We start from the raw sequence: 20,508 nt of genomic DNA on the forward strand, positions 1-20,508 counted from the left end.
CCGCGCCGATCCTGCCGCCGCGCAGGCGCGCGCGCTGCTCCGGCGAATCGAGCGCACCCCGCCGCCCGTTCCGGCACACAACCGCGTGCCCGCGGCGGTGCAAAAAGCGCTGGCGGCCAATCCGCACTGGATCGCCGAGCTCGCCCGGCGTACCGGCGTGGCCCCGATCTTCGAGGTGGCATGATGGCGCGTTCCAAACCCTGTCCGCTGTGCGGAAAGCCCCCGGTGGCCGCGCATGCGCCGTTCTGCAGCCAGGGCTGCCGCGACCGCGACCTGCTGCAATGGCTGGGCGAGGGCTACGCGCTTCCCGTGTCGACCCCGCCGGGAGAAGAACAAGACGGGCTAGACAGCACGCCAGAGCGCGATTAAGAGGCCGCTTCCCCGAGCAACTTCGGGTGTGCCCGAGTAGCTCAGTTGGTAGAGCATGCGACTGAAAATCGCAGTGTCGGTGGTTCGAATCCGCCCTCGGGCACCATTTTCTCAGACAGCGTTGGAGAGATGGTGATGCGCACGGCCTTCATCACGGGTGGAACCGCCGGCATCGGTGAGGCCGCCGTTCGGGCGTTTGTCGGGGCCGGGTGGCGCGTCGTCACCACCGGCCGCCGCGCCGACCGCCTTGCCGCCTTGGCCGAATCGCTGGGCGAAGCCGTCCACACGCTCGCCTTCGACATTCGCGATGCCGCCGCCCTCGACGCCGCCCTCGCCAGCCTGCCCGCCGATTTCGCCGACATCGACCTGCTGATCAACAATGCCGGCCTCGCGCTCGGCACTGCACCCGCGCAGGAGGCCAGCCTCGACGATTGGCAGACGATGATCGACACCAACGTCTCGGCGCTGGTCGCGGTCACGCGCAAGCTGCTGCCAGGTCTCGTCGCGCGCAAGGGCGCGATCATCAACCTGTCCTCGGTCGCCGCGACCTACCCCTATTCCGGCGGCAATGTGTATGCCGCAACCAAGGCCTTCGTCCGCCAGTTCAGCCTGGGCCTGCGCGCCGATCTGCACGGCAAGGGCGTGCGCGTCACCTCGATCGAACCCGGCATGGTCGAAACCGAATTCACCGTCGTTCGCACCGGCGGCAATCAGGCGGCGTCCGACGCGCTCTATGGCGGCGTCAATCCGATGACCGGCGACGATATCGCCGAAACGATGCTGTGGGTCGCGCAATTGCCGCCGCACCTCAACATCAACCGGCTCGAACTGATGCCCGTCAACCAGTCCTTTGCCGGCTTTGCGGTGGCGCGCGAAGGCTGATCGCGGCGCGCACCGCACCGATATCGTCAAGCGCGCGGTAAGCGTAACGAGATTTTAGGGGGCTTTGGACCACAAGCCACGGGTCGCACACCATTCAGGTCCGCCCGCATGCGCTATCCCTTGATTGCCCCCAACCCGCCCCGGCTCAGCGCCCATGTCGAAGCGCTCCGCCGCGTCGAGGCCTCTGGCGTGTTCAGCAATAACGGTCCGGAAGTGCGCGCCTTCGAGGCGGAGGCGACCGAGACCCTGTTCGGCGGCCGGGGCGCGAGCCTTGCGGTCGGCAATGCCACGCTCGGCCTGATGATCGCGCTGCGCGAAGCCGCCGGGGATCGGCCCGCGGGTCGCTACGCCCTGATGCCCGCCCTCACCTTCGCCGCGACCGCGCAGGCTGCGTTGTGGGCGGGCCTGACGCCGCTCATTTGCGACATCGATCCGAAGGACTGGGGTGCCAGTGCCGAGGCAGAGGAACAACTGCTGCGCGACTATGGCGACCGTATCGCCGTCCTGCTGCCCTATGCGACCTTCGGCAATGCGATCGATCTCGATCGCTATGCCTGGCTCCAGCGCCAGCACGGCGTCGGTGTGGTGATCGACGCCGCCGCCTCGCTCGGCACCCGCGACGCTGGCGGCGCAGGCTTCGGTGCGGACGCGCCGTTCGCCGTGGTCCATTCGATGCACGCGACCAAGACCTTCGCGGTTGCCGAGGGTGGCCTGATCCATTCGGGCGACGCGCGGCTGATCGACCGGCTGCGCGCGATGACCAATTTCGGATTCGAAGCGGGGCGTAACGCGACGCTGCCCGGCCTCAACGCCAAATTGCCCGAAGTGATCGCGGTGATGGCGCGCGCGAAACTGGCCGAAATCGATACCGTTTGCGACCACCGCGCGGCGCTGGAGGCGGCCTATCGCACCCAGTTGGTCGGCGTCGATTTTCAGGAGGTCGAGGGACAGCGCCGCGCCAGCCAGTTCATGCCGATCCTGCTGCCGGAAGGCATGGGCTCGCGCCGCGACGCGATCAGCGCCGCGCTCGAAGCCGAAGGGATTGGCTGTGGCCGCTATTTCAGCCCGCATCTGGGCGAACAACCGCTGTTCCAGCGCGAGGCGATGATCCTGCCGACCCCAATTGCCGATTCGATCGCTGGGCGGATGCTGTCGCTCCCCGTCAGCGACACGCTGAGTGTTGCCGACGTCGGCACCATCTCGGCGACGTTCAACCGCATTCTTGCCAAGGAAGCGCGTGTTCCCGCCACGCCGCGCGCGCGCCCGATCGCCTCATTGCTGCTGGTCGGTGGTGGTCCTGCGGGCACTGCCTTGCTCACCGCCGCCGCCAAGCGCGGGCGTTTGCCCGAACTCGCCGCGTCGGGGCTGGTCATCGCCGAACGCGATGACGGGCTCGGCGAGGGCACGCTCGGGCGTTATGCGATCACCTCGGACAGCACCGCCGAAACGTTTCTGAGCGCAGTGAAGGACAGCCCACACCCCGAACTCGCCACGATGATCGATCATCCGAGCGCGCGCGTCGTCGCACGCTATGTCGGCGCACTCGGCGTGCCGTTGGTCGATGCCGGGCGGTTCGTCCGCGCGACGGGCGAACGGCTTCATGGGCTGGTCAACGACCATGGCGGCACCGTGCTGACCGGCCATGAGGTTCTCTCGACGAGCGCCACCGCCGGTGGCCTATGGTCAAGCCGCCTGCGCCGCCGCAGCGACGGGGTGGAATTCGAGCAACTGTCAAAGGCGGTCGCGATCGCCACCGGCGGACATCAACCGCTCGACCGGCTTGTGACGCAACGCGTCGGCGGGGTCGCGCTGGTCAGCGAAGTCGGCGATCGCCTGATGCAATCGGACGAAGCATTGTCGCTGGGTGGCCCGGCCAAGATTGCCGATTTGCTTTCGACCCGGCGCAATCCGAAAATCGTCGTCATTGGTGGTTCCACCAGCGCGATTGCCACGATCGTCTTGCTGCTCAAGACCGCCAGCATCCCCTTCGGCGCAGGCGCGATCACGCTGCTCCACCGCGAGCCGCTCCGTCCCTTCTACCCGACCCCCGAGGCGGCACGCGCGGAAGGCTTCACCGATTTCGGCCCGGAGGACATCTGCCCGGTCAGCGGCTTTGTCTACCGTTTGGCCGGATTCCGGCTGGAAGCGCGCGAACTGGTGTTGCGGATGCTGCGGATCGATGGACGTACCCCCGATCCCCGCCTGACCGTGCATCAGGTGACGGGCGACGACGATCCCGTCACCCGCGCTCATCTCGCCGAGGCCGACATCGTCATCGCAGCGCTCGGTTATCGTCCGCGCGCACTGCCAATCCAGGATACGAACGGGGGGCGCATCGCGCTTGCCGCCGATCATGGCGCGGCAATGGTCGATCGGCACTGCCGTATCGTCGATGCGAACGGCGCGCCGATCCCCGGACTCTATGGCATCGGGCTTGCTGCGGGCTTCGTGCCATGGGGCAAGCTTGGCGGCGAGGCGAGTTTCTCGGGCCAGGCCAATGGCCTGTGGCAGTGGCAGAACGACGTCGGCGCGATGATCGTCGATCAGGTGCTGGACGACGCGGTGCGGGCGGTCGCATGACACTAGGCCTGCCAGCGCCGACGGTCAGCGTCGTGATGCCGACCTACAATGGCGCGGGCCTGATCGGCGAGACGATTGCGTCGCTGCAGGCGCAGAGCCTCCGCGATTTCGAACTCATCATCGTCGACGATTGCTCCACCGACGACACCGTCGCGGTGATCCGCGGCTTCGACGATCCGCGTATCCGGCTGATCCAGTCGCAGAAAAACCGCCGCGTCGTGCTGAGCCGCAACGCCGCCTTTGCCGAGGCACGCGGGCGCTATATCGCCGCGCTCGACCATGATGACCTGTGCCACCCCGACCGCTTCCAGCGCCAGGTCGCGTATCTCGATGCGAACCCCGGGATCGTATTGGTCGGCAGTGCCGCAAATGTCCTGGAAGACGGGGCGATTGTGCCGTCATCGCTCGCGCCACTCTCCACGCCCCCGGTCATCGCGTGGTTGCTGCAGATTGAAAACCCGCTGGTTTGGTCGTCCGTAATGCTGCGCACCGATGCGGCGCGGCAGCTTGATCCGTTCATGCGGCCGGAAATGGTCTATGCCGAGGACTTCGATCTCTACCACCGCATCGCGGCCTTTGGCGGCGTCGCGCGGCTGGACGACGAACTGCTGACCTATCGTCGCCACAGCGGCGGGGCGTCGCAAACGCAAGCGCAGGCCATGCGCCAGGCCGCAATCCGCGTTTTGACCGGAGTGTATGTCGAGGCGTTTGGCGACGCGGCGGCGGAGACGGCCGATTTGATCGTCACGCATGTCATGGGCCAGCAACCCGTGCCGGATCGGTCGACCTTGGAACGCGTGGGATCGGCGCTGGTCGCCTTGCAGGACCGGTTCCTGGCCCAGCATCGTCCAGATCGCGAGAGCCGCAGCCTCATCCGCTGGGAAACCGCGCGTCGCTGGGCCCGAATCGGTCGAGCGGGGCTTCGGACCGGTACGCTGCGGCTGGGCGACGCGGCGGCGGTGCGCCCGCCGCATCTAGGCTTGGGCTATGCCGGGATCGAGGAGCTCATCCTATCGCGGATCGTCGGGTCGGTACGGGCAGCACAGCGGCGGGTGCGCAAAGACGCGGCCGCCTAGGCGCATAAAACCGCCTGGGGAAATTAATTCAAACTGCGACTTTTACGCAACGCCCACCAAATGGGTCGCCTATCATGCGATTTCGCCACGCCAATCCCGATATGTGAATTTTATGTGACATTTCAGCGCCATTTCAATGACGTTGACTGTAACAATCTTGACCCAAACCCTGTGTAGCCGCCCGGAACACCAGGACGCCTAGGTCCAAAGGTTCAGGGGATTCAAAATGACTGTTCGATCGGGCTTCCGCCTGCAACTCCTCTTGGGTGGCGCTGCTCTCGCCATCAGCGCGACGCCAGCGTTCGCGCAGACCGCGCCGACCGCTGACGCGGCCGCACCAGCGGCGACCGCCACTCCGGAAGATCAGGGCCTCGGCGACATCGTTGTCACCGCGACCAAGCGCGAAACCAACCTCCAGAAGACGCCGATCTCGATTTCGGTGCTCAACACGCAGGGTCTGACCGACCGCCACGTGCTCAGCTTGTTCAACCTCGCCGACGGCACGATCCCGTCGCTGCGCGTTGCAACCTTCGAAGCACGCCAGTCGGCGCTGACGATCGGCATTCGCGGTATCGTCCCTTACGATCAGAACCAGACCGCTCGCGACGGCGGCGTCGGCGTCTATATCGACGGTGTCGCGCTGGGTAAGACGCAGGGTCTGAACGCTGCGCTGTTCGACATTGAGCGCATCGAAGTGCTGAAAGGTCCGCAGGGCACGCTGTTCGGTCGCAACACCGAAGGCGGCGCGCTGTCGTTGGTCTCCAAGGCCCCGACCGGCGTGTTCGATGGCCGCATCACCGGCGGCGTCGGCAATTATGGCAGCCACAATGTCGACGCGCATCTCGACCTGCCGTCCTTCTACAATATCGCGCTGAAGTTCGACGGCGTGTACCAGCATCAGGATCCGACCGTGAAGGATCCGCTCACGGGTTCGACCGGCTGGAACTATTATGATCGCAAGGGCGGTCGCGCCGCTGCACGCTGGCAGCCGGTTGACGGCTTCACTGCCGACTTCGCTTATGATTATGCGAAGGACGAAAATACGCCGCAGTACAGCCAGCTGATCAACTACAACCCGAACAACTATGCAGTCGGCACCTACAACGCGGCTGGTGCGCTGACGCTCAACGGCGTCGCGTGCGGCGGCACCATCGCAGCAGGCAGCACCAAGCCTGTCTGCGTCGCGCCCCGGGGCCCGCTGGTCGGCGTGCATCCTGGTCGCCAGACCGTCGCCGATGTTGGCGTGCCGCAGCAGCCGAGCGTCGATCTCACGCACGGTTTCTCGGCCAATCTGAAGTACAAGCTGGCCCCGTGGATCGAGCTGCGCTCGATCACCGCATGGCGCGGCGTCAGCACTGACCAGTGGGACAATTCGGGCGGCCCAGAGCGCAGCTCGTTCGCGCCGTTCGTGCCCAACACCGCCAACCCGACGGCGATCAACACGACCGGCACGTTCAGCCGTTACAGCCTTTCGTTCCTGCGCCAGCATCAGTTCAGCCAGGAATTCCAGGCCGTTGGTAGCATCCCTGAGTTCGATTACGTCGTCGGTGCCTATTACTATACCGAACACGCGACCGAATATGCGGCGACCCCGCTTTCCAACCAGTGGAATAGCGACGGCACGGCCTACACCATCCGCAGCCCGATCCCCGGCAACTCCTCGGCGATCACTGGCGCGAACTCGGGCTACCAGCAGTACGATCCGTCGTGCAACAACACACTGGGTGCCACCGTTGCGCAGTTTGCCAACAGCTGCCAGTTCATCACGCGCGCCAGCCAGGCTGCCGACCACAACTACTCGGTGTTCGGCAACCTGACCTACACGCCCGAATTCCTGGGCAATGTCCTCCACATCACCGCCGGTGGCCGTTGGACCAAGGACGATCGCCACGGCACGCTGTACGTCGTCAACAACCGGTCCGATCTGGTGACTGCGGGTACGGTGTCGCCGTTCTCGTTCAAGAACAGCATCAGCCGCTTCGACCCGATGTTCAACATCGCCTTTGATGCCAGCCGCGACGTTCACTTCTACGCCAAATATTCGACCGGCTTCCGTGCCGGTGGCGCAAACGACCGTTCGCTCCAGTTCAACGCGTTCGGGCCTGAAGCCGTCAAGTCGTACGAAATCGGTGCAAAGATGGACTTCTGGAACCATCGTGCGCGCCTGAACATCGCCAACTACATCATGGATCGCACCAACACGCAGTTCGACTTCGATTATTTCGATACGGACGGCAAGAGCGTGACCAACGGGACCCACATCGAGCAGACCACGAACGCTGGCAACAGCAAGATCCGTGGTGTTGAAGTCGATCTGACGGTGAAGCCGATCCCGGAACTGACGCTGACCGGTTCGTATGCCTATACCTACTGGCGTGCACCGTCGGCGGTGAACCCGCTGGCACCGGGTGCTCCGGCGCAGCAGCTCTACATCGTGTACACGCCTAAGAATGCGGCGTCGGGCGCAATCGACTATGTCGTGCCGATCAACGTTGGCGACGCGAGCGTTCGCCTGCACCTCGACGGCAACTATTCGAGCAGCCAGTACAGCTTCCAGCTCGAGCCGACCAAGACCGACGCAAGCTTCGTCATGAACGGTCGCCTCGCACTGGCCGACATCGCGGTGAACGATCATAACAAGGTCACCGTTTCGGTCTGGGCGCGCAACCTGCTCGACACCACCTACATCTACCGTCGCTCGGCTGCGAACTCGTCGCCGGTCGTCAACTACAATCCGAACGGCACGGTTGCCTCGACCAACTATGGCGGCATCCTCGGCGACTATGCCAACTTCAACGCACCCCGCACTTGGGGCCTGGAGCTTTCGGCTAAGTCTGATCTGCTCTAACGACGGATAAAACCCGGCCCGAGCATTGCTCGGGCCGGGTTTTTCTTTGTCAAAACGCCCTTGCAGCACCTCATCGCGCGCAGCGGAATCGGCGCGAAATCGGGTGTGTCGCCGACGTAACGCCGTCTCCCCGGTAGAATTTAGAAAAGTGCGGCGACCACCGCTGCGACCTCGGCCGCGTCGCGGCCGTCGATCGGGACCTCGCGTGCGGGATTGACGCTGTAGCCGCCGAGCACGCCATCTCGATCGATCGTGACGGCCACGACCCGCCAGGCCGAACCTTCTCGAACTGCGGCCAATCCCCCTGCGACCGGATAGCGACCGGGATCGACCACCACGACCGCATGCCCCGGCAACCCCCCGCCCAACGTCGCGCGCCTACGCGGAGCGCGAACGCCGCATCGCTGACGTCGCGCGGCGCGTCGATCGTGCCGCCAGTCTTGACGAAATCGATCAACCCGTCGGGCAAAGGCGCGCCATAGACGGTCAGCGCGCGCGCATGTGTCGAAGACGACGGGCGGAGCACGACAGGCTCCTCATCCGGGCTCTGCTCGACCGGAAGCGACGGTGCCGGAATTGAAGGGTGCGCCGCCGACAGCTTGCTCAACTCCTGGGCGAGGCTTGCGATCCGATTCCGGCTCCGCGACCATCGATGCTCGGGGTCGACAATGTGTTCGAGAAAGGGAGCCAAGCTGCCGTCATGATACGCCGTCAGGACAGCCTGCCGGAGCGCTGCATCGTCAGCCACGCCAAACATCCGCAAAAGCGCCGACCGTACCGCAGCGTTCCAGCGTGGCCACGGTTTTGCTGCGTTTTCGACCCGTGACAAATTCACTTGGGCCAGCCCGAAACGCTCCTCGACATCGGCGATCGTGAGATCCGCATCCAGCGCTCGTCGCGCCCGTACCGCTGCGGCCAGCAGCAAGGCGAAGCGCTCCTCGTCGCTGTCGAGCGGCTTCCCATCGGCAAAGGGTTGCGCCCATTCGGCGATATTGAAGCCGGGATCATCAATGTCCACGAGCAGGTCGATCGGGGCGATACCAAGAGCAGTGGCAATACGGACAAGTTCATCCGTCCGCGCGACCACTTCGCCGCGTTCTATCTTGGACAGTCGAATGTAGGGAATTTCGGGCAGAACCGCCGCGAAGCGCAGCAGTTTCAAAAAACCGGCCGCGCGGCGCTTCTCCCGCAGTCGGTTGGGAAACACGATATTGCGAAATGGATCGATCCGTATCTCGGCCAGATCGCGCCGACCGGCTTTTGCTTTGTTGTGGGTTGATCCGCCGATCGTCGATTCCATTGCCCGCTCCGCCGGAATCCACTGCCCTGGCTATCCCTAGGCGCGCTTGTAGGCAGGGTGGGCGGAGCGGTCAACGCGGTCGCGAAATCCGGGGCAGGTCTCAATGCAGACGGTGGTCGCCCAAAGTGGCTTGGCCGAAAAGGCTCCCGTCGGCAAAAGGCAAAATCGTGACCGCGGCGGCGCGGCCACTGCCGTGCAGTTCCAGCCAGCCCGGGGTGCACGGCGCGGGATAATTTGGCGAAAACGCCACCCCGATGCCATCCGTCACCACCCCGAGACAGGGTGGACTCGCACCATCGGGCCAACGCCCCGCGAAATAGCCTAGCAACGCCGCACCGGCGCGCTGCAGTGCACCTTCCAAAGACGACGCCGGGGCGAATGCAGGAGCACCGGCGGTCAGTTCCGCCCATACGTCCATGCGATGGTTCCAGCATGTCAGACGAAGGGTGCCCCGCTCTGCCGTCACGCCGATAAGGGCGGTCTGGTTACCGACCTGCATCAATGCGCCGGCACAGCGGGCGAGCCGCGTTGCAAGGGCAGTGAGACGGCGATTGGGCCGCGGAAGCGGACGCTGCAACCATTCAACGCGGATGTTTTGAAGGTCGATGTGCATGGTTCTGCCAATCGTTTTGGATCAAGGGACCACCCGGGCGACCGCTCGTGGAGGGTCGCCGGGCGAGATCACGGTCAGTGTGTCGTCCGCGACCCGTGCACCGGCACTTCCTCTGCCAAGAGATGAATGGAAAACGGTTCGGGCAACGATGTCCGGCCTGCTTGCGCGATCCGTCCGCTTGCCGCATCGGCCGCGTGCACCGTGTCGAACGCCGTAACCTGTACCAGGCGGTTGTGCGGTGCCGAGGGATCGGGCAGCAATGACACCGGCGCGGTGCGCAGCGGCGGCGGTGACTTTGGCTTACGCGGCGCTGGAGCGGCGTTACGCTGGCGCAGTCCCTCGGTCATCAGTGCAAAGCGCGGGTCGCGTGCGGTGAGTTCGACGATCGTGCGCGCTGCCGACTTGGTGATCTGGCGAACCCGTTCTTTGGTGACCCCGGTTTCATTCGCGAGATCGTCAAGCGTTGCGGTTTCGAAGATCCGTCGGGCGACAATTTCGCGATCGCGTGCCAGCTTCTCTTCCAGTTTGTCGAGCTGCTCGGGATCGATTCCGTGGGTGGCGGTCTTGAAACGCGGCGCGCCCTCGATGCGGACGGGTGCCGCCCGCTTGGCGCGAGGCCGCCGCCGCAACTGGTCAAGCGACACCTGCCGCAGATGGTCGACATACGCATCGATCAGCGCGTTCATCGCGGATTCGGCGAGGTAGGTCGACGCACAGGCTTCGGTCTGTTCCAGCGCCAGTTCGTCCTCGATGGTCACCTCGACCGCGCCGTCTTCGGTCTCGGAACGGGCCGTTAGCGCATCGAGCGAAACAGTCATCGCGCCAACCTTGCGCGCCGACGGACGCTGATCCGCCATCATCCGGAACCGCAGGCTCTGCAATTCGCCGCGGATCTGCCAGTTCACGAAAGTGGTGAACTGCGCCTTGGTTGGATCATAGGCTTCGATCGCGCGGTGCACAGCAATGGCGCAGCACTGCTCGGCATCATCCCAATGTGCGGCCAGGCCGTACTGGCGAATGAAATGGCGGATACGCGGCGCAATCAGTTTCAAAATATTCGCAAACGCACGATCGACGGCAACGCGCTGCCGTGCGGTCTGTTTGGTGTCGCGCGGTGTATTTTCGATGATGGTGGCGACTGCGGCTTCGAGTGCTGCTGTGGTCTTCGACATCGATCTTCCCCAATAAGTGGGCAGCCCCTACTGCCCTTCGCTCTGGAGACCGGTGTCGCGGAAAAATCCTAACAACGTGGAAACGATCCTATACGTAAAACTACAAGGACGCCGCGCCAGCACCGTTACGTCTTCAATATCTTGTTTTATTCCAATCTATTATCCCGCACCCCGGTCGAGCTTACATATATTGGATGATATTGGATATAATAGCATCTTCGCCCCAAAATAGCGCGATGCGAGGGCTTAAATCGCGAAGTTGGCGGGCTGAATCCGGCGATCTATGTAAGCGAGAAGCCATTGCTGGTGAGCGCGAGTTGGGTCGCCGGCCTGTGCGATACGCTTCTCCGCATCTGCCGCGCCGACTTGCGCGCGCAGCAATACATGCGCGCGCGCAGGCAAAATCCCACCTTTGAGAAATCGCACCGCATCCCCCAGGCCGAGATGATGAGCGAGGTACGCCGCGCGGGCCGTCGTCTTCACGCTGTCGTCGGTGGTAATCCCCCGCCGTTGCAACTGGGAAAGGTTTTGCCGCGCATAATCGGCGATACCGTCGATCGCGCTCGTCGGATCATACCGCAGCGCGAGTAAGGCTCCGCGCGCGGCACCGCTGACTTTGCCATCCGGGTTAAGCCATCCTTTTGCCTGTGCCGTAGCGTTCAGCGCCGTACCGGGCGTTTCGGCAAGACCTTCCCATGTCGCGTTGAGGAACTGACCGAGCCCCGCAGCGCTTGAGCGTGGATTGCGCGAGTGGCAGTTCCAACTGCCGTCACGGCCCTTGGCCGCCTCGGCGTCGACAATGGTCGCCAGCGCGGTCGCGGGAATGCCGGTACGCTGCGCCGCTTCGCACAGCACTGCGCGGAAACGGGCATTGGGGCCAAGCCCACCATCGCCCCCCGCCACCGCCGTGGACACGACCGCTTCCGACGGCGACGAGGGCGCAGCGGATGACGAAGACTCCGTCACCGCCGCCGGATCGTCGCACGGACACGGCACGGTTTTTACAGACCCGTCGTCGGCCGCATTGCCCTGTGGGGCCAGCATTTTCAGCAGCGCGTCCATATCGCTGCGCGTTAACCCCGGATCTGCAGCGGTGCGGTCTGGCGCACCACCATCGCCGAGCGCAGCACGCCACAACGTATTGGCCAGTTCGGTTTGCGCGGTACTGTAAATTACATGGGCGCGCTGAGTGGGCGTCATCGCCGCCAGGGCGGTTCGATCGATCATCGCCCGGCCACCCTGCTGCGCGCCAGCCGAGCCGCCGCAATATCGTCCAGCCGCCCTTGCTCGCTAGCCTCTTGCGCTCGCGCCATCTCGTCGCGGTGCCGATCCACGGCCCCGTCAATGACACGCATCGAGCCATAGGCTTCGGCAGCTTGCGCCCGAAGGGTTGCAAGCCGCGTTTCGACACTGCGGGCTTCGTGCTGCAATCGCTCGCGCTCGGCGCGCATCCGGGCCAACCACGCGTCGGTCGTAAGCCAGCCGACGGCATGCCCGACCGCGCGCTCGCGCGCGACCGACTGGGTCAAGGAGTCGGATTCCCGCTCGATCAGGCTGTGGCGTTCCACCTCCACACTGATCGCCACGCGTACGGTCTCGACCGCGCGTTGCTGTACGCGCTGTGCGGTATCGAACGGGGTTCTCACGCGGCTTGCTCCAGCATGGCGGCGAGCATGGCGAAGCCGGCAGCGCAATCGCCCTGGTCGTCCTTGCCCTGCCGCAGCATCGTCTCGATTTGCGGCGCGATCGCCACGGCGCGATCGATCTCGGCGCTCGACCCTGCTTTATACGCCCCAAGCCGAACCAGCTCTTCCATGTCGGCATAAGTAGACAGCAACGCGCGCGCGCCGAGGCGCGTCGCGTTTTCGGCGTCGCTCAGGCAATGCGGCAAGGTGCGCGACACCGATTTTAGGACGTCAATCGCGGGATAGCGTCCGCGTTCGGCAATCTTGCGGCTCATCACCACATGGCCGTCGAGAATACCGCGCACCGCGTCTGCGACCGGTTCGTTATGATCGTCGCCATCGACCAGCACGGTGAACAGACCGGTGATCGAGCCTTGGCCGGGCAACCCCGGCCCCGCCCGCTCCAACAAACGCGGCAGTTCGGCAAAACAGTGGGGGTGATACCCCTTGGTCGCGGGGGGTTCGCCGGACGCCAGCCCGATCTCGCGCTGCGCCATCGCAAAGCGCGTGACCGAATCCATCAGGCACAGGACGTTCAGCCCCTGATCGCGAAAATGCTCGGCAATCGCGAGCGTCGTCCACGCCGCCTGCCGCCGCATCAACGCGGGAGCGTCGGAGGTCGCGACAACGACGACGCTGCGCGCCAGGCCTTCCACCCCTAGATCGTCTTCGACAAATTCCTGTACTTCGCGGCCGCGTTCGCCAACCAGACCGATCACCGCGACATCGCACTCGGTCCAGCGCGCCAGCATCGACAGCAAAACGGATTTGCCGACGCCGGAGCCTGCGAACAAGCCAAGGCGCTGGCCCTCGCACAATGGAGCGAACAGATCGAGCACGCGCACCCCGGTCTCGACCCGCTTGCCAACCCGTGCGCGATCGGCAGCGGGCGGAGGCGTGGCCTTGATCGGGCGCGGATCGGGCCCGAGCGGAAGCGGGCCAAGCCCATCGATCGGGCGACCGAGCCCATCGACCATTCGTCCCAGCCACCCGGCACTCGGCCGGATCGACACCTCACCCGCCGTCAAGTCGGCGCGCATGCCAAGGCCGACGCCCTGCGGATCGGTAAAAGGAAGACACAGCGCAATGCCGCGGTCGAGCGCCGTTACCTCGGCCTCGATCTCGCCCCCGGCGATCCGGACACGGCTGCCGATATGAGCCGCGCCAACCAGCCCTTCGACCTCGATCAACGCACCACGTACCGCGACCACCCGCCCGAAACGGGTATCAGGCGATAGCGCGCGGATCGCGCGGGCAGCGCCAGCCAGCGTAGGCATGGCCCGCTCAGGCCTCCGCGTTTTCGAAGGATGGAACCGGCGTCTCCAGCGCGATCAAATCCCGCGCCGGGGCCAGCGCACGATAAAATTCACCGCGGGCGATGTCGTTAGCGAAGCGCACGCACGCCTCCTTGGTCGCGTCCTGAGCGCCGGGATTGAGCAGCTCGCGCAGCGCAACCAGCGTCGCTTCCTGGTGCTTTTCGCGACCGTCCGGGTCGATATAGGCCAGCATGCAGGAAAAATAGAGCTGGCGTGCGGGGGTGGTGGCCTCCTCCGGCCGCATGACTTCGCGACCGCGCAAAATCGACACCGTGTTTTCGATGCGCAACTGCGTACGACCGACGGCGCTGATCACGGCACCGTTCAGAATGGCCTTCTCGCCATCTCGCAATGTGATCCTCAACATAATCGTTGCGTCCTCTCAATCTCCCATTGTTATAGGACCATTCCTGCCTGGTCGGCCGAACAGGGCGGCAAAAAATTGCCGACCTTAGGATTTCTCTACAAATAGTTGCCTGGCATCCGAGCCTCGCGGCGATCCTATCCTATAAAATAAGCGAGCGAGCCGCGTGCTGCGCACTGCAAGGAGATCCGCATTGAGCCTCTATTCCGCCCTGTACGCCGGCGTTTCCGGCCTGAATGCGCAGTCCAGCGCCATGGCCACGGTTGCTGACAACATTACCAATATCAACACGGTCGGCTATAAGGGGACTGAAGCGCAGTTCCGCACGATGGTCACCGATGGCCGTGCCCAGGCCAACTATTCGGCAGGCGGCGTCGCCGCAGTCTCGGTCGCGCAAGTTTCAAAGCAGGGTCTGATCCAGTCCTCCAGCAGCAATACCGACCTGGCGATCGACGGCGGCGGCTTTTTCGTCACGCGCACGTCGACAGGCAGCACCGCCGACCCGGCCTTTACCCGCGCAGGATCGTTCCGCCCCGATGCCGAGGGCTTTCTGCGCAACGCGAGCGGCCTTTATTTGCAAGGCTGGCGTCTCGATGCCACGGGCAGCTATACCAATACCGGCGGCCTGAATGGGCTTGAATCCGTCCGCGTCAGCGACCTCGTAGGGACGGCTGTGCCGACCACGCGCATTCAAGTTCGCGCCAATCTACAATCCACCACGGCCGTGCATGTTGGGGCCTATACTGCGGGGAACCTCGCCAGCGGAACGGTGACCCCCGATTTCAAGCGCTCCTTCGACGTCTACGATTCGCAGGGCGGGTCGCACCGTCTGACCATGGCCTTTCTCAAGACAGGCGCGAACCAATGGGCATCGGAAACCTATGCCGAGCCGGCCAGCGACGTGACGGCGGCAGGCGGCGTGTTGTCCAGCGGCACCGTGGCGTTCAATCCCGATGGCAGCCTTAACAAGACCGGTTCGACCGCAACGCTGTTCAATCCGCTCAGCATTTCCTGGACCAATGCGGCCGCGTCGGCCCCGGTGACACTCGCAATCGGCAGCGATGCCGGCCTAGATGGCATTACCCAGTTTGGCAGCGAATCCGCATTGATCTCCTCGAACGTCGACGGCGGCCAGCTTGGCCAATTGTCCTCGATCGACATCACCAAGACAGGCCAAGTCAACGCCGTGTTTTCTGACGGCAAGACCCGCTCCGTATTCCAGCTCCCAATCGCCAATTTCCAAAATCCCGACGGCCTGACCCGCCTGCCCGGCAACGCGTATGCGAGCAGCAAGAATTCGGGTACTTTCACGCTGAACAAGCCCGGCTCGCTCGCAGCCGGCACGGTCGCTGCAAGCTCGCTCGAGGCGTCAACGGTCGACCTCGCCGGTGAGTTCACCAACATGATCCGCTTTCAGCGGGCGTATAGCGCAGCATCCAAGATCATCACCACCGCCGATGAAATGCTGCGTGAAGTCAGTGACCTGAAGCGCTGATCGGATGACGATGGGGGCCGGTCATGTCGCTTAGCGAAATTCTGGGGTCGGCGACGTCGGGGCTTGCGGCGGCGCAGGCCGGCCTGCGCACGGTATCCAACAACATCGCCAATGTCGGCGTGGCGGGCTATGCGCGCGAAAAGGTCTCGCTGGCGACCCGCGTCCATTCGGGCGGGGTCAGCGGCGTCGTCATCGGCGAGCCGCAACGCATCGCGGATCGCTTTCTCGAAGCCTCCGTCTATCAGCGTGGCGGAGACTTCGGTCGCGCCGATGTGACGTCGTCCTACCTCGATCGGCTCCAGTCCTTGCTGGGACAGCCAGGCGATGCGTCCAGCTTGCCTGCAAAGCTCGATTCAATTTCGGCGTCCGCCATCGCGCTCACCGGATCACCCGGATCGGCCCAGACGGTCGCGTCGTTTACCGGCAATGTGCAGGACGCGATTTCGTCGATGCAACAGCTCAATGGCGACGTCACGAACCTGCGCGGCGATGTCGAATCCGAAGTCGGCACAACGGTCGACCGGATCAACGGGCTTTTATCCCAAATCAATGATTTGAATGGAACCGTATCGCAGCAGGTCGGCCAAGGTCGCAGCACCTCGGGAGCGGCCGATCAACGTACGACGGCGCTTACCGAACTTAGCAGCTTGGTCGCGATCACGGTACGCGATCAGCCGGATGGCCGGGTTTCTATCGAAACCGCCTCGGGTGCGACACTCCTTGACCGGCGTTTGCGACAATTATCGTATGCTGGAACCGGGAGTGGCGATGGGGCACAGGCCGCGTATCCGCCGATCGACATCCGCTTTGCCGATCCTGGCGGTGCCTCCCCGGCAACGGGCGAACGAATCGAAACCGCCGCAGCTGGCGGGAAGCTTGGTGGCCTGCTGGATCTGCGAGACCGCGCGCTGCCGCACTTTCAAGAGCAACTCGGCACAGTGTTCAGCGGGATGGCGGAAGCGCTCAATTCGGTGTCGAATGCGGGAACGACGGTTCCCGCACCGACCGAACTGGACGGACGGCAGACCGGACTCGTCGGCGGCGACCGTCTGGGCTTCACTGGTTCGGCAACGTTCGCAGTGCTCGGCACAAGCGGCAAGCTGGTAGCCAGCACCACGATCGATTTCTCCAGCCTGGGTGCGGGCGCGACCGTCAATGACGCCGTCACGGCAATCAACGCCGGCCTCGGTGGCGCAGCCACCGCGAGCTTCACCGGCGGCGTGCTGACCCTGAAGGCGGCGGGCGGCGGCAACGGCGTTGCCATCGCGCAAACGCCCGGCACTCCCAGCGATCGCGCGGAATCGGCTTTTCGCAGTTTTTCGGCATGAACGACCTCGTCCGCAGCGACACCAGCATGCTGACGCCGACCGGCTTCACCGCGAGCGACCCGCACGGGTTTGGAGCCGGAGAAACCGCCAACATTGTGCTGCGCGACGTGTCAGGGCGTGCGCTGACCAGCTATACGCTCACGGGCTCGGTCGGCCCGACCATTGGCGATCTGGTTACCGAGTTGAACGCCTCGCCCTTGTCCAAATACGGCAGCTTCGCACTCGACCAGCGCGGCCGGGTGGAGTTTAGCCCCCTCACAGGCTTGTCCGGGGCCGTCTTGTCGGTCCCATCGGACTCGACCAACCGGTTCGGCAGCGGCGTCTCCTTCAGCTCTTTGTCCGGGCTGACGGGTGCGACAAGCGGCCTGGGACAGGCGAAGGTGCGCGGCGACATCAACGTCAACCCCAACAAATTGCCGCTCGCAATGCTTGATACAACGGCGGCAGTCGGTACCAAGGCGGTCGGCGCGGGCGATATTCGCGGTGCCACGGGATTTGTCGATCGGCTGGCCAAGACCATCGACCTGGGCAAGGACGGGGTCGTTACCCTCGATCACGTGTCGAGCGCATTGCTTGGCGGTGCCGGATTGCAGGCCAGCCAGGCCAAGACCAATCTGGACAACGCAACATCGCGCCGCGACGATGCGATCAATCGTCGAGACAGTTTTTCGGGCGTCAATATCGACGAGGAATTGTCGCAGATGGTCGTGCTGCAAAGCAGCTATTCGGCCTCGGCCCGTGTCATCAGCACCGCCAGCAGCATGTACGACACGCTGCTCGCGATGATCCGATAGGAGCCGCCTTATGACCCGCATCGCCACCGTCCCGCTCCAACAAGTCATGTCGAACGCCATTCAGCGGGCGCAGGCCAGACTCGCGACATCGCAGCAAAATCTCGCGACCACCAAGAAAGCCAATACTTTCGCTGACCTTGGCAGTGAATCGGTCCGCAACCTTTCGGCGCATAGCATGCTCGCGCGCCAGAGCGCGGAGACGACTGTGGCAAAGCGCGTGCAGACGACGCTGAGCCTTTATGATGCGCAGCTATCCAGTATCGATACGTCTACCGAGAACCTCCGCCAAAGCATCCTGACGGCGCTGGGCAACGGCCAGACGAGCGGTCTGCAATCGACGATCGACGGCGCATTCGAACAATATCGCAACGCGCTGAACAGTAGCGAGGGCGGCGTGGCCATGTTCGGTGGATCCCAAACCGACACCCCGCCGTTCAAGCCCAAGGCACTTAGCGATCTCGTCGGATTGGCGCAGACCGATGCGTTCGCCAATGACAATGTCGTGGCATCGGCACGTATCGCGGACGGGGTTGATGTCCCTTATGGTGTCGGTGCAAGTGCCGCAGGCGGCGGTCTTTACACCGCATTCCAGTCTCTTGCCCTGGCAGGGCCGATCGGCGCGACGCTGACCGCAGCCCAAAAGACCGCCCTGACGTCCGTAGTCGATCAATTGCAGACCGGCCTTGGATCGCTGCGCGCGGTGAACGCTGAAAATGGCCGCCGGACCACGCAAGTTGAATCGATGATCAATAGCGGCGACCAGCGGACGACGTTGCTCACCGGGGTGATCGGCGCGAATGAGGACGCCGATCTGGGCCAGGTTGCGACCGATATCTCGCAGCAAAAGACGATCCTGGAGGCGAGCTATTCAGTGTTTTCGCAGCTCGCCGGTCTGAGCCTTGTGCAATATCTGAAATAACCGCGACAGACCCGCGGTCTTCGCCGATATATCCATCGGCGAAGGCCGCGATGCTCGCTAACCCGGGGTGGAGGCGAGCAAGTCCGCGTAGACGCCCGCCGGGCTGGCCGACGGGATCGCCGCCATTGCCGCACTGATCTGTGCAGAATCGATCTTCCCGACCGGGCTGGTCAGCACATCGAACACCCCCGCACTGGGCAATGTCGCAAAAGCCGCCTGATAGCGCGCCCGCAGCGCTTGCAGCTTGTCTTCCCGACCGATCATCGCCAGCGCGATTGCATGGCGAAGGATGGTGGCCTGCGCCACCTCGCTCAATCCCACTTTGGTCGGTAGCGACGCCGCCGTCACGGTGGCCAATGCATTCCAGTCACGCCGCCGCCACAGGATTTCCGCACGGATCGCGGCACCGTCGGGCACTTCAGCAAGCGCCGCAAAAGCCGCGTCGGTCTTGCCCAGCAATGCCAGCGCCACCGCCTCGACACGCTGGCGATCCCAAACCATCGCGGGGGAATAGGTTGGCCCGCTACTGTTCCGCAAAGCCTCGATCGCCTTTGCGGGGTCGCCCGCCAGAATGCGCAACGTGGCGACGCGCACCGACAACGGCCCTTTGGCGACATCGCTGGCCCGCGCGGTAAGTTGATATTGGAGCAGTTCGGCCGCCCGCGCATACAGGCCCGCTGCCTGAAGCCGATCGGCCAGATGCACTGCCAGCAGGTCTCCGTCAGCGCCCGCCGGAGTAAGCTCGCGATAGTCCCAGAACAGGCCCGCCACGTCGGGCAAGGCCATCTTCGAATCCGGAGCGAGCATCGCGGTGAGCGATTGTTGAAGCTGCGAGAGGATTGGTCCCGCCCCTGCGCCGAGATTGCAGTAGCGCAGCAAGGTCGATCCTGTGCGCAACATCGCAACCGGATCATGCGCTGCTTGCGCTTGGGCAAATTCGACTTTCAGAATGCGACGTTCGAGATCGTCACCGCGCCAGCCGAAACGCATCGCACTAAGCTGTCGAACGGCTGCGGCTGGCGCGATCCGACGCTGTGCGATACCAACCGTCGCCAGGCCCAATGCTGCCTCAACGCGTTGCCCGCGATCTGCCGCAGCACCCACCTTCTCGAACTGGCGACGGGCATGTCCAAAATCGGCCTTCCCCAAATAGGCACGGCCACGCAGGATGCTGGCCTCGGCGCCCGCATCCTGTCGTTTCAACCAGTGCAGCGCCTGCGACCAACGACCGTCGTCGAGCGCGGCCCGGATTGCTGCCAGGGCAAAGGGGCGTCGCTCAAGGGATGGACGATGGTTGATCGTCGGCAACGCGCAATGCACCTCTGCCAAAGCGCCGCCCGGATTGCCCGCATTCTCTTGAGCCCGTAATCGCCAAGCGCAGGCTTCGGCATTGCCCAACAAGGCCGGGCCGGAAAGAGCGGACAGTGCTTCGCCAGTCCGACCGAGCCCCGCCAACGTCGCGCCGCGCGCCAGTTGGAAGGCGGGTACCAACAGCAGATCGGGATCATCGGTGGCCATCACCTGCAGTATGCCGAGCGCTTCGGGATAGCGCATTTTGCCGATCAGGTGCGCACCTGGACCCAGCGCGCCGCTTGCCGCGTAGCCGGCGTTGCGCGCGCCAAGGACGCCCACACGTCCGCTTCGGGCTGCACGGCCCATGCAGCGCCATCGGCGAATGCGGGCTGTGCGGCCAGGATCGGGGCAAACCCTCGAAAGCGCGGGGGGCGCGGCAACTGCGTCGTCGCATTCGCCGCAGATGCCGCTGCG

18 protein-coding genes, 1 tRNA gene and 2 pseudogenes are annotated in these 20,508 nt (G+C 64.3%); 12 read left to right on the forward strand and 9 right to left on the reverse strand.

Annotated elements, in window-relative coordinates; all coding sequences use genetic code 11:
- The 7 genes and pseudogenes from NW75_RS25330 to NW75_RS16555 form a co-directional block, all read left to right on the forward strand.
- Nucleotides 1-184: pseudogene (locus NW75_RS25330) on the forward strand (ribonuclease); the annotation flags it as partial.
- Nucleotides 184-369: a DNA gyrase inhibitor YacG gene (locus NW75_RS16530; RefSeq protein WP_029622962.1), complete on the forward strand. Its 186-nt coding sequence runs from the start codon at nt 184-186 to the stop codon at nt 367-369. The pseudogene NW75_RS25330 and the gene NW75_RS16530, both read left to right, overlap by 1 nt.
- Nucleotides 370-399: 30 nt before the next feature.
- Nucleotides 400-475 (forward strand) — tRNA-Phe (locus NW75_RS16535).
- Between the two features lie 29 nt (nt 476-504).
- Nucleotides 505-1,251 carry an SDR family NAD(P)-dependent oxidoreductase gene (locus NW75_RS16540; RefSeq protein ID WP_033966270.1) on the forward strand — a complete coding sequence of 249 codons (747 nt, stop codon included), beginning with the start codon at nt 505-507 and terminating at the stop codon, nt 1,249-1,251.
- A gap of 108 nt (nt 1,252-1,359) precedes the next feature.
- Nucleotides 1,360-3,831: a DegT/DnrJ/EryC1/StrS family aminotransferase gene (locus NW75_RS16545; RefSeq protein ID WP_033966254.1), complete on the forward strand. Its 2,472-nt coding sequence runs from the start codon at nt 1,360-1,362 to the stop codon at nt 3,829-3,831.
- On the forward strand, nt 3,828-4,907 hold the full coding sequence (locus NW75_RS16550) for a glycosyltransferase family 2 protein (RefSeq protein ID WP_033966256.1): 1,080 nt from the start codon (nt 3,828-3,830) through the stop codon (nt 4,905-4,907). Before NW75_RS16545 ends, NW75_RS16550 begins: the two co-directional genes overlap by 4 nt.
- 226 nt (nt 4,908-5,133) lie before the next feature.
- Nucleotides 5,134-7,755, forward strand: a complete 2,622-nt coding sequence (locus tag NW75_RS16555; protein ID WP_033966258.1) for a TonB-dependent receptor — start codon at nt 5,134-5,136, stop codon at nt 7,753-7,755.
- 140 nt (nt 7,756-7,895) lie between these two features.
- Here NW75_RS16555 and NW75_RS24605 read toward each other — a convergent pair whose 3' ends face one another.
- Nucleotides 7,896-8,111, reverse strand: a complete 216-nt coding sequence (locus NW75_RS24605; RefSeq protein ID WP_197057859.1) for a hypothetical protein — start codon at nt 8,109-8,111, stop codon at nt 7,896-7,898.
- 479 nt (nt 8,112-8,590) lie between these two features.
- On the opposite strand from NW75_RS24605, the gene NW75_RS24610 reads away from it, so the two are divergent.
- The gene (locus NW75_RS24610; protein WP_137902864.1) at nt 8,591-9,034 is read left to right on the forward strand and encodes a hypothetical protein; all 444 of its coding nucleotides are present in this window, start codon (nt 8,591-8,593) and stop codon (nt 9,032-9,034) included.
- Nucleotides 9,035-9,155: 121 nt separating this feature from the next.
- Here the strand turns inward: NW75_RS24610 and NW75_RS25335 are convergent, their stop codons facing one another.
- The 6 genes from NW75_RS25335 to NW75_RS16590 form a co-directional block, all read right to left on the reverse strand.
- The gene (locus NW75_RS25335; protein WP_052192466.1) at nt 9,156-9,668 is read right to left on the reverse strand and encodes a hypothetical protein; all 513 of its coding nucleotides are present in this window, start codon (nt 9,666-9,668) and stop codon (nt 9,156-9,158) included.
- A 74-nt stretch (nt 9,669-9,742) separates the two neighbouring features.
- Complete coding sequence (locus NW75_RS16570) at nt 9,743-10,840, reverse strand: sigma factor-like helix-turn-helix DNA-binding protein (RefSeq protein ID WP_033966260.1); 1,098 nt, start codon at nt 10,838-10,840, stop codon at nt 9,743-9,745.
- Between the two features lie 246 nt (nt 10,841-11,086).
- Complete coding sequence (locus NW75_RS16575) at nt 11,087-12,067, reverse strand: hypothetical protein (protein ID WP_033966262.1); 981 nt, start codon at nt 12,065-12,067, stop codon at nt 11,087-11,089.
- Nucleotides 12,064-12,486 carry a hypothetical protein gene (locus tag NW75_RS16580; RefSeq protein ID WP_033966263.1) on the reverse strand — a complete coding sequence of 141 codons (423 nt, stop codon included), beginning with the start codon at nt 12,484-12,486 and terminating at the stop codon, nt 12,064-12,066. Before NW75_RS16580 ends, NW75_RS16575 begins: the two co-directional genes overlap by 4 nt.
- On the reverse strand, nt 12,483-13,802 hold the full coding sequence (fliI, locus tag NW75_RS16585; protein WP_033966265.1) for a flagellar protein export ATPase FliI: 1,320 nt from the start codon (nt 13,800-13,802) through the stop codon (nt 12,483-12,485). The genes NW75_RS16580 and fliI overlap by 4 nt, the downstream gene beginning before the upstream one ends.
- A gap of 7 nt (nt 13,803-13,809) precedes the next feature.
- A complete protein-coding gene (locus NW75_RS16590; RefSeq protein ID WP_033966267.1) occupies nt 13,810-14,208 on the reverse strand; it encodes a flagellar biosynthesis repressor FlbT in 399 nt (132 codons plus the stop codon).
- A 190-nt stretch (nt 14,209-14,398) separates the two neighbouring features.
- On the opposite strand from NW75_RS16590, the gene NW75_RS16595 reads away from it, so the two are divergent.
- The 4 genes from NW75_RS16595 to NW75_RS16605 are packed head-to-tail and all read left to right on the forward strand — an operon-like array spanning nt 14,399 to nt 18,741.
- The gene (locus NW75_RS16595) at nt 14,399-15,700 is read left to right on the forward strand and encodes a flagellar hook protein FlgE (RefSeq protein WP_081988804.1); all 1,302 of its coding nucleotides are present in this window, start codon (nt 14,399-14,401) and stop codon (nt 15,698-15,700) included.
- Nucleotides 15,701-15,723: 23 nt separating this feature from the next.
- Nucleotides 15,724-17,028: a flagellar hook-associated protein FlgK gene (flgK, locus tag NW75_RS28345; RefSeq protein ID WP_443024492.1), complete on the forward strand. Its 1,305-nt coding sequence runs from the start codon at nt 15,724-15,726 to the stop codon at nt 17,026-17,028.
- Nucleotides 17,025-17,822 carry a flagellar basal body rod C-terminal domain-containing protein gene (locus tag NW75_RS28350; RefSeq protein WP_443024493.1) on the forward strand — a complete coding sequence of 266 codons (798 nt, stop codon included), beginning with the start codon at nt 17,025-17,027 and terminating at the stop codon, nt 17,820-17,822. The genes flgK and NW75_RS28350 overlap by 4 nt, the downstream gene beginning before the upstream one ends.
- A gap of 10 nt (nt 17,823-17,832) precedes the next feature.
- A complete protein-coding gene (locus NW75_RS16605; protein WP_033966269.1) occupies nt 17,833-18,741 on the forward strand; it encodes a flagellin in 909 nt (302 codons plus the stop codon).
- Nucleotides 18,742-18,798: 57 nt separating this feature from the next.
- Here the strand turns inward: NW75_RS16605 and NW75_RS16610 are convergent, their stop codons facing one another.
- Together NW75_RS16610 and NW75_RS26775 are read right to left on the reverse strand one after the other, a co-directional pair.
- The gene (locus tag NW75_RS16610; protein WP_231565266.1) at nt 18,799-20,295 is read right to left on the reverse strand and encodes a hypothetical protein; all 1,497 of its coding nucleotides are present in this window, start codon (nt 20,293-20,295) and stop codon (nt 18,799-18,801) included.
- A gap of 8 nt (nt 20,296-20,303) precedes the next feature.
- Nucleotides 20,304-20,508 (reverse strand): annotated as a pseudogene (locus NW75_RS26775) (endoglucanase); the annotation flags it as partial.

The organism is Sphingomonas sp. Ant H11 (assembly GCF_000797515.1).
GTDB lineage: Bacteria > Pseudomonadota > Alphaproteobacteria > Sphingomonadales > Sphingomonadaceae > Sphingomonas.